Here is a 24670-nt window from a genome sequence, read left to right as displayed (position 1 = left end):
AGCCTCCGAGCCATGGATCGTCTCGCGAGAAGCGTCTTGACTGGCCTCATGACCAAGCATCCGATTTTGGTAACTGGCGGCACGGGCAAGTCCGGCAGCCGGGTCGTGTCCCGACTGCGAGCGCAGGGGGCTCCGGTCCGCGTGGCATCGCGCTCCGGCGAGCCGCAATTCGACTGGCTCGACCGCGCCACATGGGACTCCGCGCTGGAGGGCGTGAAGGCGGTGTACCTCGTGCCGATCGATGGGGAGCTTCTCACCCGCCCCTTCATCGAGCGCGCCGTCGAGCTCGGTGTCGAGCGCGTCGTACTGTTGTCGGGGCGCGGTGTGGATGTGCCGGGATACTCCGGCGAGGCCAGCATCGCCGGCGCCACACACGTGGACGGTGAGCGCGCGGTGCGCGACAGCGGTATCACGTGGACGATCCTGCGACCCGCCTGGTTTGCACAGAACTTCAGCGAGGGCATCTTCCTGGACGCGATCCTCGCCGGTGAGCTGAGGCTGCCGGCCGGGGACGGCGCGGCCTCCTTTATCGATGCCGAGGACATCGCCGCAGTCGCGGTCGCAGCACTCGCCGAGGACGGCCACGGCGGGCAGACCTACGAACTCTCCGGGCCTCGGGCCCTGACCATCGCCGAAGCCATCGCCGAGATCTCCCAGGCCACCGGCCGTGACATCCGCTACGTCCCGCTGTCCCCCGAAGCGTTCGTCGCTGAACTCACCGGACAGGGATGGCCGGCCGCCGAGGCGGAAGACTACGCGGAGGCGGTGAGCCCGATCCGGCGCGGAATGGACAGCTACATCTCTGACGGAGTACAGCGCGCACTGGGCCGGCAGCCGCGTGACTTCTCCGACTACGTGAAAGCGTCCGTCGGAGCGTGGAGCGACTGAGCACAGACCCGCATCGCCAGCAACAAAGTGATCCGCTGACCGCCTGCCGCCCGGGAACGTCCTCCTGGTTCATCCCTCATACGAGAGCCCGGAGAAAACGAGAGCGACGACATCAGCATCTACGAGTCGAACCCGAAGAACCACACTGATCATCCGAGGCCGAGGAGTGCGAGGGGGCGACGGGGGTCGCGGGCGTTGTGGCGGAGGCCGGCTGCGATGTTCTTCGCTCCGGCTGCTCGTAGGGCTCCTATGGCGAGGTTGCGCCAGGTGGCCATGGCGCGGGGTGCGTTGCCGGTCCGCACCTGCGAGGCGTCCTCGGCGAAGGTGGTGTCGCGGATGTGGTGCAGGGCCTCGATCATCCAGTGGTCGCGGACGAGTCGGGCGAGCTGGGCCGGGGTGGCCTGCTCGGTGGACAGGCTGGTGACGGCGTAGACGGTCTTGACGGTGGTCTTGCCGGTCTTGCGGTCGGTGCGGCGGCGCTTTATCTGGACGGCTTGGCAGGCGCCGGGAAAGAGGAGGTTGTTCACGGTGGCGACCTTGATCCGACGGATCTCCGAGCGGCCGTGGCCGACGCCCTGGACGCGGCCCTGAAGCGGGATGTCCTTCCAGGGAAGGGACTTGAGCTGTCTGCGCAGCTTCTTCTGGTTGCCCTTGGCGATCACGATGTAGTGGGCACCCCGGCCCAGGAGGTAGTCGGCGTGCTCGCGCTGGGTGTGCATCGCGTCGCTGGTGACCACGACTCCGGCCAGGTCGGCGACGGTGTCCAGCAGCGGCTGAAAGCAGGCGATTTCGTTGGTCCTCTCGCCGACGTCCAGCTGGGCCAGGACCAGGCCGGTGGTGTGCTCCAGCGCGGCAAGCAGGTGGATCTTGCGGCCTTTCGCCTTCGCCGCACCGCGCAGGCTCTTGCCGTCCACAGCCAGGCCGCGCAGCCCGGCGGTCCCCGTCGGCTTCGGGCGGCGATCGGCGAGCCAGCGCCCGACCGCTCGGTCCAGGGCGTCGCCGTCGATGCGGGCCAGCAGTCGGCGGACGGTTGTCTCAGCGGGCAGGGCCCGCTTGGGCAGGAGCGGATCGGGACGGGCGTCGACCTGTCTTAGCACGTGCGCCGGGGCGTCGGCGATCCACTCGCCGACCGCCAGCAGCGATGTCGCTCCGGCCAGCACGGCACACGCGGTCAGCGCAAGCACGACGGCCAGGCGGTGGCGCACTCCGCGCGGATCACGCGGGTCGGGCACCTCGGCCAACCGCTCCATCAGCCCCGGGACCTCCTCGGACCGCACCTCGGAGTGCTTGTGGAGCTGGTCAAGTGCAAGCGGGATCAGCGATGGCGTGTCAGCAGGCACGGTCTTCCACTCGGATCACGGGACGTCAAGAACTCCATGATCTTGGAAGCTCGGCCTGTCACGTTCGGGGAACTGGCAGATCGCCAGGAACCGGACGTGACGCAACTGCGCCGAAGCCCTGACAAGTCGGGCTCTCGCAGTACAAGCGGTGTACGGACAAGTCGATGCGCAGAGGCCGGCCTCCAAGAGTGATGTCGGCGAGGCGCCGTACATAACGGCTGTGACACTACGTGCTGGGCTGGCCGCATCCCGTACATCCCTCTGGAACACCGGACCTCGTGCGGGCGCGGACCGTCACGACAGCATCGGAGACATCGGTCGAGACCACCAGCACATTGACCAACTGCGGTAACAGGCTTGCCATTTCAAAAGAGCACAGCTGCAGTCTGCCCACTACGCGGACCGGCCGACCGTCCCTCCGAGATGATCTCCGGCTACGAAAATCTTGCCAGAGCCACGTTCCTCCCCAGTTGCTTACGGGCGAACGTCCCCAGCTGTCAGGCCACGTCGTTCTCTCGCTCGATGGCCTTGAGGCGGTTCTTGAGCCGGTAGCTGGGGCCGTTGATGGAGATCACTTCGCAGTGGTGGAGGAGGCGGTCGAGGATGGCTGTGGCGAGGACCTCGTCACCGAAGACCTGGCTCCATTCGCTGAAGGTCTTGTTCGAGGTCAGGATGATCGAGCCCTTCTCGTAACGCTTGGAGATGACCTGGAAGACCAGGTTCGCCTCGGCTCGTTCGAGGGGCTGGTAGCCGACCTCGTCGAGCACGAGAACGCTGGGCCGCAGGTAGGTGCCGAGCTTGTTCGTCAGCTGGCCGGCGGCCTCGGCGGCTTTGAGGTTGCGGACCATGTCGTCGAGGCTGGTGAAGTAGATCGAGTAGCCGGCCCGGCAGGCCGCGACCGCGAGAGCGACGGCGATGTGGGTCTTGCCGACCCCGCCCGTTACTGACTTCGGATCGGCAAGGTGACGCTGGTTTGTCGAGGGTCAGGCCGGTGCCCGCTATGAAGCCGTCGAGCGTGTCGGGCCGGTACTGGAGGCGTTTGAGCCGGTTGCGGACGAGCGTTTCCAGGCGGTCGAGGGCGACGACGGCGAGGTTGGCCAGGCTGCGTTTGACGTGTGCCCAGACCCACTCGACGGGGTTGAGGTCGGGCGAGTAGGCGGGCAGCAGGAACACCGTCAGCCATGCACGCTCGGCGATCAGCTCACGCATGGCGTGGGAGACGTGGGTGTTCAGGCGGTCCCAGACGAGCACGATCGGCGCTTTGACGAGTTGGTGGACACCGTCGATCAGTGCGATGAAGTCACGCTCGCTCATGCTGCGGCGCTTGCCTCTGCCGGCGGGGTGGGTACGCAGGCGGTGGCACAGACGGGTGCGGGAACCGGGCCGCATGGCAAGCAGTCCGGCCACCGGCAGCCGTCCCGAGCGTCGCCCGCTCACCGTCACCTGCGGAGTCACTCCGCGCCGGCCCCAGGTGCGTCCTTTGGGCGGCCTGCGGGTGAAGCCTGCCTCGTCCTCGAAGCAGATGTAGCCCCCGCAGGCCGCCCGGGTTCTTTTACCTCGTCCCAGGTCGCCTCCTTCCAGACGGTGACGGCCTGCTCGTCGCGCTCGGCGACCCGTCGCGCGGGGACCTGTGGGCTGAAGCCGAGTCGGTGCATCAGCCTCGTTGCGCCGGAGACGCTGTAGGAGATGTGGAACTTCCTGCCGATCAGCGTGGCGACGCTTGCCGCGGTCCACACCTGGTCCTCCACCCAGCCGTGCGCGGCCGGGCCCTGCTCGAGATACGCGGCCAGCTTGTCCAGACAGCGCTCGGACAGACGGCATCGGGATCCGCTCGGGCCATGGGAGGCCAGAGACCGCACACCACCCTCCCGCCACAACTGGTGCCACTGATAGGCCGACTTCCGGCTCACCCGTAGACGCTGTGCCACCTCCAGCGGCTTGATGCCGTGCTCGAACAGCTCAGCCGCCTGCAGTCGTACCGACTCCCGGCGCAGCCGACCCGCAGCAGTCAGCCCGCCCCTATCCGCATACCTCATCCACCACCGAATACAGCCACCACACCAGGCCCCTCCGGGACTTCGAGAAAGTTCACCCCAACGAGCCGAAGTCAGTATCGCTGGTTTGATTACTGATACCGCTCAACATGGCTGGCCATGACGTTCCTTCGTTTGATGTGAGGTGGCCCGAGGAACTCGTTTGCCGAGACACCCAGCTGCGTTGAGAATCGCTTCGTGAGTGATCATGCGCAGGCAGACTTTTCCGTCAAACCCACGATTGTTGGGGAGAGGGTGCTCCTGCGCCCGTTCCTCATGGACCAGGACGCTTCCGTGCTTCGCTCGTTGCTCCAGGATCCGGAGGTGGGCCGCCTGACCGGCAGCAACCATGGATCGGCAGATCGTGAGCCTTGGGACGAGGCCGCTGAGGAACGGATGCATGCGTGGTATGGCACCCGCCACGAGCAAGCGGACCGGCTGGACCTGGCCGTCGTCGAGCGGGCGACCGGCGCCTGCGTGGGCGAGGCGGTGCTCAACGAGTGGGACAGCGGCAACCACAGCTGCAACTTCCGGATCGCGCTGGCTGCGGCGGGCCAAGGCCGGGGGTTCGGGACCGAAGCGGCGCGGTTGATCGTCGGTTATGGCTTCGAGGACCTCGGTCTGCACCGGATCTCGCTTGGGGTGTTCGCCTTCAACCCGCGTGCCCGACGCGTCTATGAGAAGGCGGGGTTCGTCGTGGAGGGCGTCCGACGCGACGCGCTGCTGTATGAAGGTGCGTGGGTGGACGACATCGTGATGTCGATCCTCGCTCCCGAATGGGAGCGTCACCGCGGCCATCCGAAGGCTGCCCAGTGATGACGCCGTATTCTGCTGGGCAGGGCATCAGCAGGGTCCGATGACTCGGGCTTGTGGCGGTGGGGTGTCTCTGCCGCGGCGGGCGAGTTCGCGGCGGAGGTCGAGGTTCTCGGCGTGGGCCGCCAGACGTGCTACCAGTGCCGAAAGCGCCACCCGGCCCCCTGCGCCCAGTGCGGCACCCTCCGCACGCTCGTCGGAGGGACGGGGGACGGGAAGAACATCTGCGGTCCGTGCTCCGGCACTGAAATCGACTTCGCCTGCCGCCGCTGCGGCTACCCCGGCAACATCTACGCCGACGGCTCCTGCGCACGCTGCGTGGCCAAGGACCGGGTCCGCGACCTCCTCGCCGCATCGTCCCGCCCGCCCACCAGCCACGCCCGCGTCTTCAGCAGCCGGGCCAGCTGCCAGACCACTTCCTCCTCGTCCTCCCCCTGCCCCCAGCCTCCGTACGTGCTCACGCCACCACCTCCACACGCACCGCCGCCTCCGCACGCCTGCCACGCATCGCGGCGACCTTTCCTCCCCCAGGCAGGCCAGCCGCCTGAGGATGGAAGGCCACCTGTCTTCCCGGAACCAGCACGGACCACTCCACCCCGTCGACGCGCCCCACCACCCCCTGCGCCGCCGTCAGCGTGCAGCCCACGCCCCCCCAATGCCCCACACGCACCCCGCCGCCTCCGCACCCCGGGCGGCCGCCATCACCGCTCTCAACGCCAGCCGGCACGCACGGTCCGACAGCGGAAACACCCCGCCCAGGACCTCAGCCGCCGCCGTTCGCCTCTCCGCTTCGACCCGCTCCCGCTCGCACGCCACCCCCCTGGCGGCGGTGGCGAGCGCGTTCCTGCTGCCCGGGGCCGGCGGGCTGGTGCTCGCGGGTGCGGGGGCCGGACTCTGGATCAAGGCCATCCGGATCGGGCAGCGCGAGCGCCGGGACGACGCCCTGTACTGGGTGCGGACCGACTGGGGGGAGCGCGGCCGGCCCGCGGGCAAGCGGGTGAAGGGGTATCGGACGACCGGGCCGATGGCGGGTGACGCCGCGCCCGGCGGGGCGCGGCGTCGGCGCTGAGGCCGCCGGGTCAGACCTCCAGTTCGGCCTCGATCCGCTTCAGCTGGTGGCGGGCCATCGCCAGGTTGGCGCGGCCCTTGTCCAGCACCAGGTACAGGAAAAGGCCGTTGCTGCCTCGGGCCTTGAGCAGCCGGATCAGGTGGTACTGGCCGCCGAGTGTGATCAGGATGTCCTCGATCTCGTCCTGGAGGCCGAGGTGTTCCATGGTGCGGAGCTTGGCGCGTACGACATCGGTGTTGCCCGCGGCCGCGACCTCCAGATTGAAGTCCTTGCCGCCGCCGAGGGTGCCCAGCGCCATTCCGCTGGTGTAGTCGACGAGGGCGACACCGAGGGTGCCCTCGATCGACGTCATCGCTTCCTTGAGTGACGCTTCGGTGTTCGACATGCGTGCTCGTTTCCTTTCCTGGCCGGCCGGGTCGACCGGATCCTTGGGTTGTCTGCGGGGCATGTGGTGTTACGTGCGGCGCGGCAGCGGGCCGGGCCGCGGGGTGGGCGGCTCGGGGGCGTGGGCCTGGGGTGCCGGGTGTGCGGCGCGTTCCAGCGCGGCGTCTATCAGTTCGCCGATGCGGGTGCCTGCCCGGCGGCCCTCCAGATGGAGCCTGCCGACGTTGATCCGGTCCTCGGCCAGCAGCGTGAGGACGGCCGAGGAGCCTGCGGCGTACGTCGCGATGTAGCCGGTCCCGCCCCGTACGAGAAGTTCGCGGAAGCCGCTCCGGCCGGTCGCGTCCGTCATCCGGATCGCGACGCCGAGCGCGGCCGCGGTCAGTGCGGCGACGCCCTCCGCCTCCACGCCCGGCGTGTCATGGGCCAGGACGAGACCATCGGTGCTGGCCGCCAGAGCACCGGAGAGGAGCGGGACCCGGGCCCGTAGTCTTTGGAGTTCGGCCAGCACATCCTGCGCTTCGGCCTCGGGCACCATCAGCTGTCTCCTCCCGGCACGCTGTCTGAGCGCGCGTATCACAGGGCCTCCAATGCGTCTCGGAGCTGGCGCAGCAGCGCGACGTCGGGGTCGGCCGTGACCTCCGGAAGCGCGATCCGGCCGGGGGCGGCCGCGGCCGACAGCTCCCGTACCGCTTCGACCAGTCCGGCCGCGGCCAGGCGGTGCAGATCGACCAGGACATGGAACGCCGGCCTGCCCAGCTCCTGGGCGATGTCCGATGCGGTGCGTGCCCCGTCCACGAGATCGAGCACGCGGCGCCGGCCCGGCGGAACGGGTGCGTCGACGGCGCGGCCCGTCCGTACGAGCGGTGCGCTGTCGGTCACCGCGTCGGGCCAGATCCGTTCCAGCAGCTCCCGGCGCCGGAGCGTCTCGCGCTGCACGGCATCGACGGGGACGGGGCGGACGGGGCCGATCCAGTGGGAGACCCCGTAGCGGAATCGGGCCGGGGTCCGGGTGGGGGCGAGTGCGAAGAACGCCGCGTCGTACAGCGCGCCCAGGTGGCACAGCTCCAGCGCCCCGCCCGGCACCCGCCCGCTGTCCACCAGATAGCGGCCGACCCGTTGCCCGGCGCCCGCCCTGGCGACCGCCTCCCACCAGCCGTCGCGGTGCAGGGCGCCGCCCGTGGTGAGCAGGACGTCGATACCGGGTGTCGCGGGGCTTTCGGCGTGCACCACCTGGCCCTCGGCGAGGTACAGGGTGCCGCGGTCGCGCATCAGGGCGCCGGTGGCGCGTTCGGCGGCGAGGCGCTGCAGCATGGGGGAGAGGGGCGCGACCGGGGCGGGGGCGGTTCTCATGCCAGGACCAGACGCTGGGCCATCTCGCCCAGCCGTATCCGGGCGAGGGCCAGATTGCCCTCCGCGCGGTCGAGCCAGAGATGGACGAAGACGCTGCTGTCGAAGGCCGTCTCGACGAAACGGAGGATGTGGTACCCGGCCCGGGTGGTGACGATGACGTCTTCGACCGGGGGCGGCGCTCCCTCGACTGCCCCTTCGGGTAACGCGGTGGGCGGTTCGGTGGCCTCCCGTGCGAAGGCGGGCTGCTCGGCCGCCATCCGCGCGACCTCGGCCGTCTCCGCGGCGGTCGCCTCGTGGTCGCCGTTGGGCGATTCGCCGATGGTGCCGAGGGCGAGGCCGCTCGTCCAGTCGACCACCGCGGCGCCGCGGGCGCCGGGCAGCCTCATGACTTCGAGCAGGCACTCGTCGATTCCGGGCACGCGCAATCCCCTCCCGACATGGCGTACGGCTGTGACCCAGAGGCTACGCAACGTGCTTGCCCCAGGTGGCGGTTCTGGCATTTTCCATGGGTACATGCGCAAGAGATCTTCGGAGGGCGGGCCGGACCCGCCGCTCGGGCCGGATCGGCTGGGAAGCGATCCGGGACGACACCCAGGTTGCGGTCCAGGCCCCACAATCGTTCACCGGCCCGCCCGACTTCTGGACTGCCGTGAAAGCGGCTGCGGACGGCTACCGGGCCGACCGGCAGGCGGGGCAGCCGGTCCGGCTGGAGCTGTGGTGCGAGACAGCCGGCATGGTGCCGCAACTCGCACGGCTCGGCTCCGGCTTCGGAATCGCCTGCTTCTCCGGCGGAGGGTTCGACGGCCTCGTCGGCAAACACAACGCGGCGCAGCGTGCGGTGGCCGGGGGCAGGAGAACGAGGATTCTGCACGTCGTTCTCTCGGGCTTCTCTGCGTGTGGTGTGATGTCGCACTAATGGTGTGACCAAGGGTCTTCTCTAGTATCTCTCGGGCTGTCGCGGTTGTTGCGACACGTTGCACATGAGATCGGAGGAGACCCGTGCGGGCCTTTCCTGTTCAACTCCCATCCGGTGTCCGCTATTGGACCGTGCTGGATGACGACCTGGCCGTGGTCCCGGAGGCAGACGCCTTCCTGCGGTACGTGCGGTTCGGCAGAGACCAGGCCGAGTTGACGACCCGTACGTATGCCGGGCACATTGCGCTCTACTTGCGGTGGTTCATACGGACAGGCCGTGACTGGCGGGTGGCAGCTGAAGAGCTGGGGCTGTTCATCGTCTGGCTGAAGTTCGGCTCGAAGACGGTCACGGGCATCGAGCGGCCGATGGGGAACGGGCTGGTGTATCCGGGGCCGGGGGCTGAGGTCGTGCGCGAGCCGGCCCGGATCCGGAACGTGCTCACGGGGGTACGGCAGTTCCTGCTGCACGGCATCACGGCCAAGACGGTGCCCTCGTCCGTGATGGCCCAGCTCTACGAGGTGGCGGAGTCATGGGACCTGCCCGAAGAGGCTCGCGGGGAGGAGCTGACCGGCTACCGGATGCGGCCGCGACATCGGGTGCAGGTCCCGCGCAAGAAGGGCGAGCGGGCCACTGACCGGGAGATCGTGGAGTTGTTCCTTGCCTGCCGCACCGCCCGGGACCGGTTCATCGTGCTGCTGCTGCTCGGCCGGGCCGGGCCGGGCTGCGGCCGGGAGGCGCGGCCGGTCTGCGCCGGGAGGACATGCACTTCATGCCGGAATCGACACCGCTCGGCTGTCCGAAACGGGGCTCTTACCTGCACACGCTGCGGCGGGACAACGTCAACGGGGCCTGGGCCAAGCGGCAGACGTCCGCCGCGCCGGGCCGTTGGAAGCCCGTCGACCGCCTGGTGGTCCTCGCCTATGACCAGTACGTGATGGAGCGGATGGCGCTGCCGCATGGCCCAGGCAGCGACTTCGTGCTGGTGAACCTGTTCGCCGAGCCCCTCGGCGCCCCGATGACCACCGACTCGATCACCGAGTTGTTCGGGCGGCTGTCTAAGCGCGCTGGGCTGAGCCGGAACATGCTGCGCCGGGCGGCTGGCAGCAACCTCGCGGACGCGGGCGGCGGCCAGGACGAGATCGCCGCTCTGTTGGACCACTCTCGGCTGTCCAGTGCGGAGCCATACCTGACACCGGCTCCGGACCGCCTGCGGGACGCGGTGGACGCGGTGCCCTCGCCTCGCGAGCTGACCGGCGGTGTCCGATGAGGGGCCTGCTCACGCCCGTGGTCACAGCTCCGGCCCCGGGGTCGGACGCCTCCGACGCCGAGCTGACCGCCTTCCTGTGGTCCATGATCGGCGAGGACTTCCTGACCGAGGCGGGCTGGAATTGGCGCCGTCGTCCGCCCCGGTTACGTCCTCGCTCAGCGTCACGAATCCGGCACGCTGCCCGCTGCGGCGGACACTGAGCGGCCTACTCAGGACCGGCCAGTCCATCTCGAGATTGAATGTGATGTGCCGCAGCGCCTTGTTCATGGCGAGCGCGGTGTTTGTCGCCCGCGCCCCGAGCAGAAAGTGGATCAGTTCGATCAGGCTGGATCTGCTGGCACTGTTGCGGCTGTCCGTGTCTGCCGACGAGGCGGTGGTGGACGCAACGATCAGGTTCAGGCCCGCGACTCCTGACGGCCTGTCGGGACCGCCACCGCCTCCAGTTCCTCAACATGCTTCCGAGGCACCCGAAGATGCCCCTCACGTGCATGGAACTGCCGTGCCGCTGCCAGATTGACCGCCCACATGTCGTCCTGCGTCCGTTTCACCGGCCGTTCTGCTTGCTCGGCGGGTTCGATCCCGATCACGTTCTCCATCAACCACTGCTGCGCGGGCAGGAGCTGTTCCCACCCGTGTCGCTGCGCCGCGACCCACCTCCCGAGGTTCTCGCCCTGCACGATCACTTTGCCGACCACCACCGGCAGGGCCCCGCCGTCCTGGAGCAGGTTCTGCACGAGGCGGAAGCAGCGTTGCCATCCCGTGTCCCAGACCGGGCACCATCCCGGGTCGATCTCTTCCAGCGCCGCGCGCCGCGCCTCGGTCAACGCACCCGCACTGCTCTCGACAGCCAGGCCGGCCTGCCGCCGCTGCGCAATCTGATCCGCTGCCCGGGCGGCGAAGCGCTGGTTCTTGACCCAGGTCCCGACGGGGTATCCGCCCCGGATCGCGGTCGCGGGCGTCAACAGGTGCCCGTGCACCTTCGCCCAGGCGCGGGCGGCTGTGGGGCCTTCCTCGAACGCGATGTCCTGGTGCGACCAGACCATGCCCAGCCCGTCGAGCTGTTCGACCCGCCCCGGATCCAGGCGCCCTGCTTTGTGGGTTCTCCGTTGGGCGGCGAGCCAGGTCCCGAGCGGGAACCCGGCCGGCACCCAGGTGTCCCGGGAATGGACGACCGGAGCCCGCTGAAGCGTCCTGGTCCTGTTCGATGTAGTGGACGACGGCTTCGCAGGCTGGCGTGGGACCGGCGGTGAGCGCGTGCGAGGCGCCTGAAGGGTGGAGCAGTTTCGGCAGCATCTCCTGATGAGGGGGGCAAGCCCGAATGGCCGCGGTGGTGGACTTGTGACTGGTCAGGCGTTCGGACGGTACTGCTGCTGCACAGGTCGGCGATGCTCGAGCAGGCCCGGTTCCCCCGATCGATGAGTCGGGGTAATGAGTGGATGAGATCATCGATCTTGTTCGGCCACGAAAGGGGGTGGTGAGCTGGCCATATGAAAAATACGGAAGCTCTCACACCCCCCACAGCGGACAGTGGGACACCTCGCTGGTCACCGGTCATCGCCGTGGCACTCAGCACGTTCACCGTGGTGTCCTCCGAAATGATGCCGGTGGGTCTGCTGACACCCATGTCGGAGGCCCTTTCCGTCTCCGACGGTGTCGCCGGCCTTTCCTTGACAATTAGCGGGATCATTGCCGCGGCCGTCTCCCCCTTCGCACCCGCGCTCATCGGGCTCCGTGATCGCAAAGGGGTACTTGTCACCTTCATGGTTCTGCTGTCATTGGCGAATGCGCTGACCGCGATCGCGCCCAATTTCCTGGTCCTGGCTTCTAGCAGGATCCTTCTCGGCATTGCGATGGGCGTCGTGTGGGGACTCGCCGCAGGACTGGGCCCGCGACTCGTCGACGGACCACGAATCGCGCTTGCCACCACGCTGATCTTCTCGGGGGTCTCCATCGCCTCGGTTCTCGGCGTGCCGCTGGGGACCCTCATTGCGGCGCTCCTCGGATGGCGTGCCACGTTCTGGGCACTCGCACTCGTCGGTGCGGTGGCCACCGGCGTCCTGGTCCTCACGCTTCCGTCTCTCCCGGTTCACCATCGGAGCCGCCTCGACGGAATCGTCGACGCGCTGAGAAACCGCGGCGTCGCGGTCGGGTTGGTCATCACGGGGCTGGCCGTGCTCGGCCACTTCACCGGCTACACGTACGTGCGCCCGGTCCTTGAGCTGGACGCGGGCATGAGCGCCGGCCTGATCGCGAGCTGCCTGCTCGTCTACGGCCTGGCCGGCGTCGCCGGAAACTTCACCCTCGGCCCCATGGCCGGCCGGTACACGAAGGAGGCTGTGACGATCGCCCTGGCGGGCGTCGCGCTGGCCGCAGCACTGCTGCCGTTCGCCACCGCGAGCACCGTCGCTGTGCTGATGGCGCTAGTCATCTGGGGCGCCTCGTACGGCGGGGTCTCGGTCTCGACGCAGACCTGGGTCCGCACGGCCGGCCTCGCGCGTACTGAGGTATCGGCCGCGCTGTGGGCCGGCGTGTTCAACGCAAGCATCGCTCTCGGTGCGTTCGCGGGCGGGCTCGTCATCGACCGTGCGGGAAACCGAGCTGTCCTGCTCTCGGCGGCGCTGATCACGGCGGCCGGGCTGATCGTCGCCGCCGTCTCGCGGCCTCGCCCGACGGCTCCACGCGCGCGGCGGCCGGAGCTGGATGCCGCTGGCCATTGACGGTCTGTCTGTTGCCCTGAACGGACAACTGCCAATCCGAAGGTACGTCCCTCCGACGGGCGGAGACCTGCTCCGCTTACGGCCGACACGGCAACGGCGTTTCAGTCCACGTTCTTCACCAAGAGCTCGACGAACCTGTCGGCCAGGCCGTGCTGCTTCCGTTCGCTCTGCAGGACGAGCAGCGTGGTCGGCTCCAGGTCGGGAGCCGGCAGGTAGCGGATGTCTGGCCGCGGGGCGTACCTCGTGCTCGCTTCACACAGCAGCAGACCGAGGCGGGTGCTGGCTACGGTCGAGAGCCCCTCCTGAATCGTGCTGGCGCCTGCCGGGTAGGTCAGCTCGAACCCGTTCCGCGTCCGCGTCGGCGCATTCACCTGGCGCCAGTAGTCGGGGGCGGGGCCGCGCGGCTCGATCAGCGGCAGTTCCGACAGTTCGCCGGCGGAGACGCTCGTCTCAGCGGCCAGGCGGTGTGTGGTGGAGACGGCAAGGTACATCGGCTGTCGCGAGAACTCCAGCATGAGCCGGAGGCCTTTCTCGCGGCAGGGCGAGAGCACGATGGCCACGTCAATCTCGGCCCGGTTCAGGCAGGAGAACGGGTCCCCCCACGAAAGTTCGACGAGTTCGGCGGAACCCTCGGGAAGGTTTGCGATCGCCTTGGCGACCGGCTCGTACACGGCGCACTGGAATCCCACACGCATGGGCCGGTCCGTCGCCGCAGCCCGGGCGGCGTCGAAACCCTCGCGAAGCTGGCGGAAGGCGGGAACTACCTGCTCGGCCAGCCCTCGCCCCAGATCGGTCAGCTCGACCCGGCGGCTGGTCCGTTCGAACACCGGAGCACCCACCCGATTCTCCAGGCGCTTGATCAGCTGGGAGACGCGTCCCTGGGTCACGCCCAGGATTTCGGCCGTGCGGCCGAAATGGAGTTGGTGAACCAGCACGGAGAAACACTCAAGCTCCTGGAGCGGAAGCTCCGGAATTACGGGCCATGGGGGTGTGCGATCCACCTCCGCATTCTACGCCGGTGTCGCACGGCACCCGGTCCGGGGAGAGGCGATCCGCCCCACGAGGTGCCAGGGGTGGGATAGCTGGGTTAACGCGGCAAATGCCGTGTCCGCCTTCCTCGGCGTCTCGCCGATACGTACGTTCACTGCCGCGCTCGATCTACCAGCGCATCCCGAGTTGGTCGAGGTCCGCGCGGCGTTGTTCGGGGAGTTTGGCTGCGCCTTTGCAGACGTTGTCGAGCCAGGTGCCGAGCTTGACCACCAGGGGGCCCGACAGCGCCTCCGCCTCTAGATGATCAATTCCAAGGGATGCCTGCGGAAGGTGTGGGGTGGGCGGCGGCCGAAGCCACCGCGAGACGGTCAGGCGGCGGGCTGCCGGCCCTGGTTGTCGAGGTGGCAGCGGGCGGTCAGGCGTCAGGGTCGACTTCGGGGTGCGTGAACCGCACGGGCTTGCCCAGTGAACGGGCGTAGGCGATTTCGGCTCGGGTGCTGTCTCCGATGTAGTCGCCGACTACGAGCACCTCATCAGCGAGCCGGATCTTCGCCCGGTGCAGATCGTCGAGTCGAACCTTCAGCGCCGCGGCCTCGACAGGATCGGACCAAAGTTCGTGCGGCGACTTCATGTCACAGCCCGGTTTGACGACAATTTTTCCGGCTTTGGTCTCCCGCAGATCGACCTCGTTCATCTCGGTCATGAAGCGGGTGGAGCCGCAGATCACGACGATACGCGGGAGGCTCAACAGCTTCTTCGCGTCGGCGAGCTTCTCCTCGGGGCTGAGCAGCTGCGGGTACGACACTGGTTCCTCCTGGTGGTGTGGTCCAAGGGGTGCCTGCGAAGACGAGAACGAGGGTGTCCAAGATCGTTTTGTGACGAACGACGTGGACACCCTCGCGACAGCACTCTATGCGACGACCGACGACATGCTGAAGGAGCATCCCGACCTGGCGCCGTGGCGCCCGCCGGTCGGCATTACGCCCCGCCTGAGCGATGCCGAACTGGTCACCCTCGCCACGATGCAGGCCATACTCGGCTACACCTCCGAGGCCAAATGGCTCCGCCATGCCCGTGCCCACCTGCGCCACCTTTTCCCCTACCTGCCCCAGCAGCCCGGCTACAACAAACGGCTGCGCAAGGCCGCCGGTCTGATGCGAAGCGTCAACCGGATCCTGGCCACCACCACCTCGGTGTGGAGCGACGACGTATGGGTCGTGGACTCCACCCCGGTGGAATGCGGCCGCTCCCGCGAGACCGTCAAACGCTCCGACCTGGCAGGTTGGGCCGAATACGGCTACTGCGCCAGCCACAGCCGCTTCTTCTGGGGCCTGCGCCTGTACCTGGTCTGCACCCTTCAGGGCCTGCCCATCGCCTTCGCCCTGACCGGGGCCAAGGCCGACGAACGCGAGACCCTCCTTGACCTCCTGGCAGCCGAATGCGAGCTTCTGCGAGAGCGCCCCCTACAGACTCTCATCGGCGACAAGAACTACTTCGGCCGTGGTTTCGAACGCGAACTGTCCGAGCATGGAGTCCAGTTGCTACGGCCTGCCCGTAAAGGTGAACGGGAACGGTCTGGCGCAGCCCTGTTCAAGCCGCTGCGAGAGGTCATCGAATCGATCAGCGAGACCTTCAAGGGACAGCTTGACCTCGAACGGCACCGAGGGCGCACACCCGGAGGTGTCATAGCCCGCGTCATGCAACGCATCCTCGCGCTGACCGCCGCGATCTGGCACAACGACGCCACCGGACAAACCGTCCTACGCTCACTGATCGCCTACGGTCACTGACCCCTTGGACTAGATCACTAGTGCTGTGACCGGGATGGTTCACCGTGGTCGGGCGACGGCTCACGGGACGAGCGCGGTCCGCGAGGCGAGTGGTATTACTGGTGCATGCAAGAAGAGACCGCGCGGTCCGCGATCGACACGTTCATCTCCGCGTTCAACGCCTCGGACGACAGCTATGTGACTGCGCTGCTCTCCCAGGCCCTAACCTCGGACGTGGTCTTCTGGGGACCGTTGGGCCGCAGTGAGGGGATCGAGGCGGTCGAGCGGTTCGTGCTGGACATCCGGCGCCACCCCGCGGGGACCGGCACGATGGTGCGCTGTTCGGCGGTGGACATGCCGGACGAGTGGGCCCGGTACCAGTGGGTCTTCACGACGCCGGATGGAGGCCCCCGCCTGGCGGGAACGGACGTCGTCCATCTGCGGCGGAGCCTCATCGACCAGGTCATCGTTTTCGCGGGGCAGATCGAGCCGTCCGCCTCCTGAGTCATTCTCCTCTGGCGCCGTCCTTCTCCTGAACCGGCCCCGTTCGGGGCTCCGGGTCTGCCCAGCCGAGATCATCTTCACAACGCTTCGGTCGTCCGCGCTTGGCCACGAGCGGACCGATGATGCGCTGTGGCTGTGTAAGTTCGCGGTTGGTCAGGCTGCGGTGTTGAGGGGGCGTCCGCCCCGACGGATGCCCTTCTCGCTTCGGATGGGGGCGCGTTCCTTGCGTTCGGCGGCCAGGACGTCGCGGTGGCGGGCGTTGGCGTTGCGCCAGCGTAGACAGGCGTGCAGGGCTCGTGTCTGCACGGTGTGGTTGGGGTGGTTGGAGTTGGCGATGGTGAACTGCCTCAGCGGTCCGAAGTGGGCCTCGATGGGGTTGGCCCAAGAGGCGTAGGTCGGGGTGAAGCACAGCTCGACCTTGTGCTTTGTAGCCCAGCGGCGGATGTCGGTGCCTTTGTGGGCGGACAGGTTGTCCAGGATCACGTAGATGGGGGCGCCGTCGGGCCGGGCGGCGCGGATCGACTTGAGTGCGGCCAGCGTGTTCGCGGCACCTTTCTTGCGGCGGTTGACGCCCCACAACATGTCGTCGCCGACCGAGTAGCAGCTGTGGAAGTACCGGACTCCATGGGTGCGGTGGTAGGTGGCCGGCAACCGGTCGGAGTGCTTCCGTTCGGCCCAGCCCGAGCCTGCGGTGGGCCGGATCCCGAGTGGGCCGAACTCGTCGAACGCGAAGACCCGGTCGGGGAAACGGTCCAGGACGTGCTCGATCCGGTCCAGCTTCGCCTCGCGGTCGGGGTCGGTGGATTCCTTCCAGGTCTTGGTGCGCTGGAAGGTGACTCCACGGCGGGCGAGCAGGCCGCGTAACGCCTCGCGGCCGATACGGATCACTCGGCCGTGGACTGTGCGCAGGTAGGCGACGAGTTTGCGTAGCGACCAGCGAGTGAAGGGCTGGCCGAGCTTGGTGGGGCGGGTGGTGGCCGTCTGGACGACGAAGTCCTCGTCGTCATCGCTGAGCAGGCGGGGACGGCCTCCCGCCCACCGAGGGTCCAGGCAGGCCAGGCCGATCTCGTTGAACCGGTGGATCACATCGCGCACGGTGTCCTCGTCGGCCGCCACCAGCTGGGCGATCACCGGCACCCGATTCCCGCCGGCCGAGGCCAGCAGCATCATCGCGCGCCGATAGCGCACCGAGTTGGTGCTGCCCCGGCGCACGATCTGCTGCAGCCGCTGCCCCTCCTGGTCGGTCAGTCTGCGCACACGGACAGGCTCGGCCACCGCGCCTCCAGCGGTCGGATCGGACGTCACCGCACATCCAACCGCCACGACGACCAACCCGGCGAACCTATGCGGTCACAGCACTAGGCGGCCACGAGAACACCTGAGGCCAGGATGGTCCGCTGATGCGGAGGATGGGAAAGAAAGAAGGAGGGGGCGAGCGTCAGACAGAGGCTGACGTCGGGCATGCCGACTGGACCGACAGGCGGCGCAGGGCGGCTTCGGCGAGGAGCACTACGGAGGCGATGGCCACCATCGGCTGCAGTGGCGCCCAGTAGCTGAGGGCTCCGGAGGTTCCGAGGAGGAGCAGCACAGCCTTGTTGCAGACTGGACAGCCGACCGCCATGAACGACAGGAATCCGCCGAGCCACCCGAGACGTCGAGGGCCGGACGGGTTCGGTGCCGCAAGGGCGGAGGGGGCGCGCACGTAGGTGGCCAGAACAAGTCCAGCCAGAGCGGCCGTGCCGGCGAGTGCCGGATAGTTCCACCACTGCACAGGAACCGACCGGGAGAAGAACGGGTTGGGGACCACGTCCGTCGGTGTACCGACGGCCAAAGCGGTCAGCAGCGCACCGGCACCAGCCGTAGCCCATTGCCGAAGCCGCCATTCACGCAGGGCGAGACCCGCCTGGCTCAGTGAGCGCGGGGAGGAAGACATGTACGAGTACTCCGTTTCTGAGGATTCATGACACGACACAGAGGTCGTCTAAATCCGCAGAACGCAGAGCAGGTCAGCAGGTGGAGGCGGGGCGGGCCCCGTGGGGAGGGTGCGGGCGGGAAGCGCCGCCCCGGGTGAGGACAGTGCAGGGGTGACGGCCGCCCCATGATCGGGGCCGGGGTGCGGAGCGCTGTGGTCGGCGCGTTTCGAACTCGGTTCCACCATGGCCTTTTTGGTGCACGGGGGAGTGGACTGGTCAGGGGCGGCCACGGGATCCAGACGCTGGTTCGCTGTTGTCCGGGGGTCGCTCACCGTACGCTGGCCCACTCCGTCACCGGATCCGCCCCGCGCAGCATGACCGGCGACACAGATCATGGCGACTACCGCAAGGACCGCGGCCAGGATGCCCTGGACGCTGCGCAGAGCCGCCCCGTGCCTTCCTGGCTTCATACTGTGCCATCCCCGAGTCGTCCACGTGAGCCCCCATGATAGTTCACGGTCCCGAGGCGTCTCCTCCCTGGCTACGGGCGTTCCGTACTTCTCCCACAAGGGCGACCGACCCCGACCGCGTTACTCGCGCAGAGTCGACGCGGACGCCCTCTGGCCCCTGGACGGCGCTGCGATCCGTCAGGGGGTGGGCGGTGACCTCGCCGTCTGCCGGAGCGGCGCCGCTGAATGACGACAAGGCCGATCCCTGCCATGACCGCAAGGATCGCAAGCGACGCACAGTCCGAAGAGGACAGCCGAATCGGGTGAGTCACCGGCAGGCTTGATCGCACCACCGTGCAAGCCCAACGGCAGCCGCTGCGATAGTAGGGAGAGCCACCGACGCGATGAGCAGCCGCAGTTTCAGTGCGCTACACACGTTCGTCGGCTCAGTGTCTGATCGTTCGCGGCGGGGGCAGGGAGCCTCGGAGCCTGGTCTCGCTGTGTCAGGTCGGTCATAAGCCCTCTTCTGGGACTCACCGCCTCAGTGGGTGCGCGCCTGCCAAGCCACTGGGCAGTAGGAGATGGGTCGGGGAATCCACCTCAGGCGAAGGGCCTGGCCGTCGTTCGTGGCGGCCGAGGTGGTGGCCACGTTCGTGATCACGTTGGTGCTGTCGGAGGCACACGTCTCGGTGACATGTGCGGCGAACCCCTTCCAACTGATGATGTGCCCGTGACGGGCATAGCGCGCCGTGGTGTCGTAGGGGGAGACGACGATCCGCCGCAGGGCCTCGGCCTGTGGGCCGGGCCGGGAACCCGGTCCGTGCCGGTGGAGGCGTTCCAGCAGTCGGCAGGCGTCGTCGCCGGCGGTGAGGATCCTGGTCTTGGGCCGGGTGTAGTTCTTGCCCAGACGGACCGGTCGGCCGTAGCGGCGCCCCCAGTCCTCGTCGACCAGGCCGGTCAGCAGGTGCGAAGCGGTGCGGGCCACTTCTTCCAGCCCGGCACGGATGGCCTCAGTGACCAGTTCCAGCCGGGTCAGATCGCGCACCGCGGCCAGGACGTGGATGGAGTCGGTGCGCGGCATGGTGCGCTCGCGCACGAGTCCGGCCTCCTTCAGGCGCGCGAGCGCCAGATCGATCGGCGCGGTCGCCTGCGCTCGCGGAAGTCGGCCAGCACACTGTGATGGAAGCCGGGATCATCCAGCTCCATGGCCAGGGCGTACTTGAAATCGATCAGGCAGCGGACCGCTTCCGCTGCCTGACAGTCCGACAGACGAGCAGGAACTGCAGCACACAGACGGTGGCCAACTGGGCGGGCGAGACGCCCGGGCGTCCGTCGCGCGGGTACCAGCCCGCGAAGTCCTCGTCACACCACAGCCCGTCCAGCCGGTCTCTCACCCACATCGCCGTCGTACCGCCCGGATTACTCGCCCGCGCGACCTGCACAGTCAGGGATGGGACCTGCTCACCGGAACGGGGACGGACAGACAACGGACACCGCGACAACTGCATCGGCCTTCGAAACAGCCCCAAGCATGCCCACTGATCATGCTGGAGCACCGGGAAACACCAAGATCTCCGACAGAGTCAAGCTAACCCCGAGGGCTCCATCGATCCCGAGGGGCTCCCCTGGTCCCACGGACTCCCTTGAGCCCCTGGGCTTCGCCGATCCCACGGGCCTCGGCGCCGCCGCCCGGACATGCCAAAGGGGCCGGCCAGGTCCGCCCGGGCGGGGGCGGTTGACTGCGGCAGTCTGCCCGCCTAAATTTGCTGCACTTTAGATCGTTCGATGAACCAATGTTCATAATGCGGTTGCGGGAGGTTCATCAGTGACTCGGCAGGCAGTGGTCGGTATCGACGCGGGCACCACCGCGGTCAAGGCCGTCGTCCTCGCGTGGGACGGCAGGCAACTCGGCTGGGCGCGCGCGCCGCTGGGGGTGACACACCACGGCGACCGGGTCGAACAGGACATGGACGAGGTGTGGTCCGCCGTCCGCGACACCGTCCGCTCGGCGGTCCGGCAGGCGGGCGACAGCGTCGAGATTGCCGCCGTCGGGGTCACCGGACAGGGCGACGGCGCGTGGCTCGTGGACGCTGACGGCCGCCCCTGCGGCCCCGCGCGGATCTGGATGGACGGCGCCGCCGCCGACCGGGGCGCGCGCTGGGAGGCCGACGGCCGGGGCGCGCTGGTCCACGAGGTCACCGGCTCGTCCCTGTTCCCCGGAGCGCTGCCGGTGCTCCTGGAACAGCTGGAGGCGGACTACCCCGAGCGGCTCGCACAGGCCGCCCACCACCTCAACTGCAAGGACTGGATCCGCTTCCGGCTCACGGGCGAGGTCGCCACCGACGCCTCCGAGGCATCCCGCACCTATCTCGACGTGGCCGCCGGGAAATACTCCGATGCCCTGATCGAAGGGCTGGGGCACCAGCGCTTCCGCCGGCTGCTCGCCCCGGTGCTGCCCCCCGCGTCCCCGGCGGGCCGCATCACCGCCGAGGCTGCCGCCGCCACCGGTCTGCCGGTCGGTGTCCCGGTCTCCGCCGGTCTGGTCGACGCCGCCGCGGGCGGGGTCGGCCTCGGGGCGGTCCGGCCGGGCGACGCCTACCTCATCGTGGGCACCACCGCGTTCACCGCTACCGTGCACCGCGACAGCCGGGACCGCCGAGCCCAGGGCCAGATCACCCTGGCGACCGGCCTGGACGGACAGGCCCTCGCCTGCCTCGCCCCCATGACGGGCGCGCCCAACCTCGACTGGGTGCGCCGGGTGACCGGGCTGGAGGACAGCGACTGGCCCGAGGTGGAGCAGGTCGCGCGCACCGCGGGCCCCGGCGCGGGCGGTGTCGTCTATCTCCCCTACGGCTCGCCCAGCGGGGAACGTGCCCCCTTCATCGACAGCGCGGCCTCCGCGTCCTGGGTGGGGATGAGCGTCCGCACCACGGCCGGGCAACTGCTGCGCGCCGTCTATGAGGGCATTGCCTTCACCTTGCGCGAGTGCCTCGGCGCGCCCGTTCCCGGGCGGGTGCTGCGGATCGCGGGCGGCTCGGCCTCCTCGGATCTGCTCTGTCAGGTGCTCGCCGACGTCACCGGCGAGCCCGTGGTGCGCTCCACCGCGCCCGAGCTGGGAGCCCGGGGCGTGGCCGCCCTCGCCATGGTGACCGGCGGGGTGGCCGAGGACCTCGACGCAGCGCTCACGGCGCTGGCCCGCTCCACTGACGCCTTCCGCCCCGACCCCGCCCTGCGGGAACCGTACGACCGGCAGGCGCGGGTGTTCGCCGCCGCCCGGGACGCGCTGCGACCCGTCTGGCCCGCGCTGCGGGAATTGCGGACCGAGGCCGAGGCCCCGCCGTCCGTCTCCCCTGCCACAAACACCTCCAGCACCTGTGACCTCTCTGACACCTCTGACACCTCTGACAAGGCTGAGTCGGCGTATGACGCCGATGGATGGGAAACCCTGTGACCAGTGCGTCGCCGCGACCGCGGCTGCTCATCACCGCACCGTTCGATGCCGCCGCCGCCGCGCGGCTGGCCGATCTCTTCGACATCGAGACCGTGGAGCCGTCCATGGCGGGCGACTCCCTCGCCCGGCCCCGGCTCGCCGACCGGCTCGCGGCGGCCGACGCGGTGGTCTGTGAGGTCGACCGGGTCGACCAGGCGGCCCTGGACGCCGCTCCGGCGCTGAAGTTCGTGGTCACCTGCCGGGCCAGCCCGGTCAACGTCGATCTCGCCGCATGCACCCGCCGGGGCATACCGGTGGCCACCACTCCGGCGCGCAACGCGGAGATCACCGCCGACCTGGCCTTCACCCTGATCCTCTCCACCGTCCGTCACACCAGCGCCGCCGAGCGGTGGACGCGCGCGGGCAACTGGACGGCGGACGACGTCTTCGAGCCGTACGCCCGGTTCCGCGGGATCGGTCTGGGCGGCCGGACCCTGGGCATCGTCGGCGGCGGCGCGATCGGCCGCCGGGTGCTGCGCCGGGCGCTGGCGTTCGGCATGGACGTCCTGGTCTACGACCCCTATCTGGAGCCGGGCGCGCTGGGTGTCGACGCCGAGATCGTCGCCCTGGACGAACTCATGAGCCGCTCCGACGTCATCACCGTTCATGTGCCCCTCAACGACGCGACGGTGGGGCTGATCGGAGCGCCCGAGATCTCCTTGATGCGTCCCGACGCCTATGTCGTCAACGCGGGGCGGGCCGCCGTCGTGGACGAGACGGCGCTGCTGTCGGCCCTGCGGGAGAAGCGGATCGCCGGGGCGGGCCTTGACGTCTTCTGGACCGAGCCGCCGCCCGCCGACCACGAGCTGTTCCGGCTCGACAACGTCACCCTCACCCCGCATATCGGCGGCGCGTCCGACGATGTGGTCACCGAGCACTCCCGCATCGCCGAACGGGCGCTGCGGGCCTGGGCGACGGGTGCGGAGCCCGCCGCGGTGGCCAACGCGAGGGAACTGGCCTCCTGAACACCCCTCCGCACAGACTGTGGGCGGGCCCCGACGGGGCCCGCCCACAGTCTGTGCGGAGGTGAGAAGGAAGCAGAGGTCACACGTGGTGCAGCGCGGCCAGGGCCGAGGACGGGAAAGCGGCGGTCGCGTTGCCCAGCGTCAGCGCGCGATAGGTCGCCACGGCGGCCTCCTCCAGGTTCATCGCGCGGCGGAACGCCATACCCACATCCGCACCCAGCGAGGAACTGCCGTGGTGGGACAGGACGACGCAGTCGTGCGTCAGCGCCTGCTCGGCCGAGGCGTCGGCGAGTTCGTCCGACCCGTTGGGGTGGTACGGCACCGTGCCGATGGAGCGGACGTAGTAGGCGTGGTCGAGGGTGATCAGCCGTATCGGCTCGCCGACGGCGTCGAGCAGCACCGCGTGCTGCGGGTGCAGATGGACCACGCAGTTCACATCCGGCCGCACCTGGTACGTCCGCTGGTGCAGCTTCCACTCGCTGGACGGCCGATCCGCGCCCCCGGTCCGCTCCCCGGCGAGGTTCATCACGGTGAAGTCCGCGACCTCCAGACGGTCCAGCCAGGTCCCCGCGCCGGTGACCACGTACTCGTCGGAGCCGGGCAGCCGCGCCGACAGATTCCCGCCGCTGGCGAGCACCAGTCCGCGCTCCACGGCGAGCCGGCCGACCTCGGCCAGTTGCTCACACAGCTCATCGCGCGTTTGTGCAGGCTTCACATTGTGTCCTTTCGTAGCGTCGCTCGGGTGCCCCTGAGAGCGTCGCCGCGGAGCTCCCGGCGGCGGCTCATGAAGGGGCCCCCTCGGGGGCGTCGGCGTCGGCCAGCAGCGCCTCGGCGGTGCTGACATCGGTCACCAGCACATTGATCAGGCCGTGGCGCAGCGCGACCGCCAGGGCCCGCCGCTTGTCGGCCCCGCGCGCCACGCCGATGCGGACGGGGACCGCTCGCAACTGCTCCAGGCTCGGCCCGATGAGCCGCTCGTCCACCTCGCCCGGCACGGCGGCGCCGTCCGCGTCGAAAAAGCGCCCGGAGATGTCGCCGACCGCGCCCCGCTTCCGGATGCCCGCGAGTTCCGCGGCGCTCAGACCCTGGACGAGCAGTCCGGCGTCGGCGGCGGTGCCGCCGATTCCGGCGATCAGCACATCCGCCGATACGGCTCGCTCCAGCGTCTCCTGGACCGCCGGGTCCTCCCGCCACACCCGTGCGGCCTGCGCGTTGCGCGCGAGCAGCGGAGCGGGCAGGTGGTAGGCCCGCCCGTCCACGGCGGCGGCGAAGGAGAGGGCCAGCTCATGGGGGCTGGCCGCGCGGGAGATGCCGCCCTTGCTCCCGGTGAGCGGGACGATGCTCAGATCCAGTCCGGTCGCCTCCCGCAGATGCCCGGGGATCGCCGCGACCGACCCCGACAGGCCCACGGCGACGGTGGTGCCCTTCGTTAGGAAGGCGGTGACGCAGTCGGCGGCCACCGCCCCCAGGGAGTGGAGCGCGCGGCCCTCGTCCTCGAACGCGGGGCCCACCCACGCCTGGCGGAGCGGATAGGCGTGTCCGAGGGCCGATTCCAGGCCCACGAACAAATGGTCGTCGCTGTGCACCGTGATCTCGACGATCCCGACCAGGCGGGCCTCCGCCAGCAGCCGGGTGACCTTGATCCGGGACAGCCCACAGAGATCGGCGATCTCCTGGTGGGTCAGACCATGCTCGTAGTACAGCCGCGCGATCTTGCCCAGCGGCGGTTGCTTCTGACCATTTGTTCTCTCCATTGATCCTCCGTTCGGATCCTGTCCTCGCCGCCCTCCGCCGGTCAAGGCCCGGCGGACCG

General features: G+C 69.1%; 25 protein-coding genes and 3 pseudogenes. 10 read left to right on the top strand and 18 right to left on the bottom strand.

Translation table 11 applies throughout. The features are described from left to right. Positions 1 to 48 precede the first annotated feature (48 nt). Positions 49 to 888: an NAD(P)H-binding protein gene (locus ACFYY7_RS40345; protein WP_388669812.1), complete on the top strand. Its 840-nt coding sequence runs from the start codon at positions 49 to 51 to the stop codon at positions 886 to 888. A 149-nt stretch (positions 889 to 1037) separates the two neighbouring features. Here the strand turns inward: ACFYY7_RS40345 and ACFYY7_RS40340 are convergent, their stop codons facing one another. The 4 genes and pseudogenes from ACFYY7_RS40340 to ACFYY7_RS40325 form a co-directional block, all read right to left on the bottom strand. Continuing rightward, complete coding sequence (locus ACFYY7_RS40340) at positions 1038 to 2228, bottom strand: ISAs1 family transposase (protein WP_388669809.1); 1191 nt, start codon at positions 2226 to 2228, stop codon at positions 1038 to 1040. Between the two features lie 497 nt (positions 2229 to 2725). Then, positions 2726 to 3163 (bottom strand): annotated as a pseudogene (locus ACFYY7_RS40335) (ATP-binding protein); the annotation flags it as partial. Positions 3164 to 3188: 25 nt separating this feature from the next. Continuing rightward, positions 3189 to 3752, bottom strand: a pseudogene (locus ACFYY7_RS40330) (transposase); the annotation flags it as partial. Beyond that, on the bottom strand, positions 3680 to 4264 hold the full coding sequence (locus ACFYY7_RS40325; protein ID WP_388669806.1) for a winged helix-turn-helix domain-containing protein: 585 nt from the start codon (positions 4262 to 4264) through the stop codon (positions 3680 to 3682). The gene ACFYY7_RS40325 and the pseudogene ACFYY7_RS40330, both read right to left, overlap by 73 nt. Positions 4265 to 4459: 195 nt before the next feature. On the opposite strand from ACFYY7_RS40325, the gene ACFYY7_RS40320 reads away from it, so the two are divergent. Next, positions 4460 to 5077, top strand: a complete 618-nt coding sequence (locus ACFYY7_RS40320) for a GNAT family N-acetyltransferase (protein ID WP_388669803.1) — start codon at positions 4460 to 4462, stop codon at positions 5075 to 5077. A gap of 287 nt (positions 5078 to 5364) precedes the next feature. On the opposite strand, the gene ACFYY7_RS40315 is transcribed toward ACFYY7_RS40320, so the two are convergent. Next, a complete protein-coding gene (locus ACFYY7_RS40315) occupies positions 5365 to 5535 on the bottom strand; it encodes a hypothetical protein (RefSeq protein WP_388669800.1) in 171 nt (56 codons plus the stop codon). Positions 5536 to 5894: 359 nt separating this feature from the next. Between ACFYY7_RS40315 and ACFYY7_RS40310 the strand changes: the two are divergent. Next, positions 5895 to 6143: pseudogene (locus ACFYY7_RS40310) on the top strand (hypothetical protein); the annotation flags it as partial. A gap of 10 nt (positions 6144 to 6153) precedes the next feature. Here ACFYY7_RS40310 and ACFYY7_RS40305 read toward each other — a convergent pair. From ACFYY7_RS40305 to ACFYY7_RS40290, 4 genes are all read right to left on the bottom strand, one after another. Further along, a complete protein-coding gene (locus ACFYY7_RS40305; RefSeq protein ID WP_266501900.1) occupies positions 6154 to 6528 on the bottom strand; it encodes a hypothetical protein in 375 nt (124 codons plus the stop codon). Between the two features lie 69 nt (positions 6529 to 6597). Then, positions 6598 to 7062, bottom strand: a complete 465-nt coding sequence (locus ACFYY7_RS40300; protein ID WP_388669796.1) for a roadblock/LC7 domain-containing protein — start codon at positions 7060 to 7062, stop codon at positions 6598 to 6600. Between the two features lie 38 nt (positions 7063 to 7100). Next, on the bottom strand, positions 7101 to 7877 hold the full coding sequence (locus ACFYY7_RS40295) for a transcriptional regulator (RefSeq protein WP_388669793.1): 777 nt from the start codon (positions 7875 to 7877) through the stop codon (positions 7101 to 7103). Beyond that, the gene (locus tag ACFYY7_RS40290) at positions 7874 to 8296 is read right to left on the bottom strand and encodes a hypothetical protein (RefSeq protein ID WP_266501908.1); all 423 of its coding nucleotides are present in this window, start codon (positions 8294 to 8296) and stop codon (positions 7874 to 7876) included. Before ACFYY7_RS40290 ends, ACFYY7_RS40295 begins: the two co-directional genes overlap by 4 nt. Before the next feature lie 56 nt (positions 8297 to 8352). On the opposite strand from ACFYY7_RS40290, the gene ACFYY7_RS40285 reads away from it, so the two are divergent. Both ACFYY7_RS40285 and ACFYY7_RS40280 read left to right on the top strand, forming a co-directional pair. Beyond that, positions 8353 to 8793, top strand: a complete 441-nt coding sequence (locus ACFYY7_RS40285) for a hypothetical protein (RefSeq protein ID WP_388669790.1) — start codon at positions 8353 to 8355, stop codon at positions 8791 to 8793. A gap of 769 nt (positions 8794 to 9562) precedes the next feature. After that, positions 9563 to 10060, top strand: a complete 498-nt coding sequence (locus tag ACFYY7_RS40280; RefSeq protein WP_388669787.1) for a tyrosine-type recombinase/integrase — start codon at positions 9563 to 9565, stop codon at positions 10058 to 10060. A gap of 395 nt (positions 10061 to 10455) precedes the next feature. On the opposite strand, the gene ACFYY7_RS40275 is transcribed toward ACFYY7_RS40280, so the two are convergent. Next, positions 10456 to 11208, bottom strand: a complete 753-nt coding sequence (locus ACFYY7_RS40275; protein ID WP_388669784.1) for a helicase associated domain-containing protein — start codon at positions 11206 to 11208, stop codon at positions 10456 to 10458. 411 nt (positions 11209 to 11619) lie between these two features. Between ACFYY7_RS40275 and ACFYY7_RS40270 the strand changes: the two genes are divergently transcribed. Then, a complete protein-coding gene (locus tag ACFYY7_RS40270; protein ID WP_388669781.1) occupies positions 11620 to 12777 on the top strand; it encodes an MFS transporter in 1158 nt (385 codons plus the stop codon). A 101-nt stretch (positions 12778 to 12878) separates the two neighbouring features. Here ACFYY7_RS40270 and ACFYY7_RS40265 read toward each other — a convergent pair whose 3' ends face one another. Together ACFYY7_RS40265 and ACFYY7_RS40260 are read right to left on the bottom strand one after the other, a co-directional pair. Beyond that, positions 12879 to 13778 (bottom strand): LysR family transcriptional regulator, encoded by a 900-nt coding sequence (locus ACFYY7_RS40265; protein ID WP_388669778.1) that lies wholly within the window; start codon positions 13776 to 13778, stop codon positions 12879 to 12881. Between the two features lie 404 nt (positions 13779 to 14182). Next, a complete protein-coding gene (locus ACFYY7_RS40260) occupies positions 14183 to 14572 on the bottom strand; it encodes a hypothetical protein (protein WP_388669775.1) in 390 nt (129 codons plus the stop codon). Between the two features lie 70 nt (positions 14573 to 14642). Here ACFYY7_RS40260 and ACFYY7_RS40255 point away from each other — a divergent pair, with 70 nt between their 5' ends. Together ACFYY7_RS40255 and ACFYY7_RS40250 are read left to right on the top strand one after the other, a co-directional pair. After that, on the top strand, positions 14643 to 15557 hold the full coding sequence (locus ACFYY7_RS40255; protein ID WP_388669772.1) for an IS982 family transposase: 915 nt from the start codon (positions 14643 to 14645) through the stop codon (positions 15555 to 15557). Positions 15558 to 15662: 105 nt separating this feature from the next. Next, on the top strand, positions 15663 to 16040 hold the full coding sequence (locus ACFYY7_RS40250; RefSeq protein ID WP_279569481.1) for a nuclear transport factor 2 family protein: 378 nt from the start codon (positions 15663 to 15665) through the stop codon (positions 16038 to 16040). Between the two features lie 153 nt (positions 16041 to 16193). On the opposite strand, the gene ACFYY7_RS40245 is transcribed toward ACFYY7_RS40250, so the two are convergent. The 4 genes from ACFYY7_RS40245 to ACFYY7_RS40230 form a co-directional block, all read right to left on the bottom strand. Then, entirely contained in the window at positions 16194 to 17315 is a 1122-nt protein-coding gene (locus tag ACFYY7_RS40245) for an IS630 family transposase (protein WP_388669769.1), read from the bottom strand. A gap of 163 nt (positions 17316 to 17478) precedes the next feature. Then, complete coding sequence (locus ACFYY7_RS40240) at positions 17479 to 17973, bottom strand: hypothetical protein (RefSeq protein WP_388669766.1); 495 nt, start codon at positions 17971 to 17973, stop codon at positions 17479 to 17481. A 970-nt stretch (positions 17974 to 18943) separates the two neighbouring features. After that, positions 18944 to 19498, bottom strand: coding sequence for a hypothetical protein (locus ACFYY7_RS40235; RefSeq protein WP_388669763.1), 555 nt, complete (start codon positions 19496 to 19498; stop codon positions 18944 to 18946). A 14-nt stretch (positions 19499 to 19512) separates the two neighbouring features. Then, positions 19513 to 19614, bottom strand: coding sequence for a hypothetical protein (locus ACFYY7_RS40230; protein WP_388669842.1), 102 nt, complete (start codon positions 19612 to 19614; stop codon positions 19513 to 19515). A gap of 613 nt (positions 19615 to 20227) precedes the next feature. Here ACFYY7_RS40230 and ACFYY7_RS40225 point away from each other — a divergent pair. Together ACFYY7_RS40225 and ACFYY7_RS40220 are read left to right on the top strand one after the other, a co-directional pair. Next, a complete protein-coding gene (locus ACFYY7_RS40225) occupies positions 20228 to 21853 on the top strand; it encodes an FGGY family carbohydrate kinase (RefSeq protein ID WP_388669760.1) in 1626 nt (541 codons plus the stop codon). After that, positions 21850 to 22857 carry an NAD(P)-dependent oxidoreductase gene (locus tag ACFYY7_RS40220; protein ID WP_388669757.1) on the top strand — a complete coding sequence of 336 codons (1008 nt, stop codon included), beginning with the start codon at positions 21850 to 21852 and terminating at the stop codon, positions 22855 to 22857. The genes ACFYY7_RS40225 and ACFYY7_RS40220 overlap by 4 nt, the downstream gene beginning before the upstream one ends. Positions 22858 to 22936: 79 nt before the next feature. On the opposite strand, the gene ACFYY7_RS40215 is transcribed toward ACFYY7_RS40220, so the two are convergent. Together ACFYY7_RS40215 and ACFYY7_RS40210 are read right to left on the bottom strand one after the other, a co-directional pair. Then, entirely contained in the window at positions 22937 to 23572 is a 636-nt protein-coding gene (locus tag ACFYY7_RS40215) for a class II aldolase/adducin family protein (RefSeq protein WP_388669754.1), read from the bottom strand. Positions 23573 to 23639: 67 nt separating this feature from the next. Continuing rightward, entirely contained in the window at positions 23640 to 24611 is a 972-nt protein-coding gene (locus ACFYY7_RS40210) for a sugar-binding transcriptional regulator (protein ID WP_388669751.1), read from the bottom strand. Positions 24612 to 24670 lie beyond the last annotated feature (59 nt).

Source organism: Streptomyces sp. NPDC001933, from assembly GCF_042890955.1.
In the GTDB taxonomy this organism is placed as follows: Bacteria; Actinomycetota; Actinomycetes; order Streptomycetales; family Streptomycetaceae; genus Streptomyces.
This window is presented reverse-complemented; position numbering and strand designations above follow the sequence as displayed.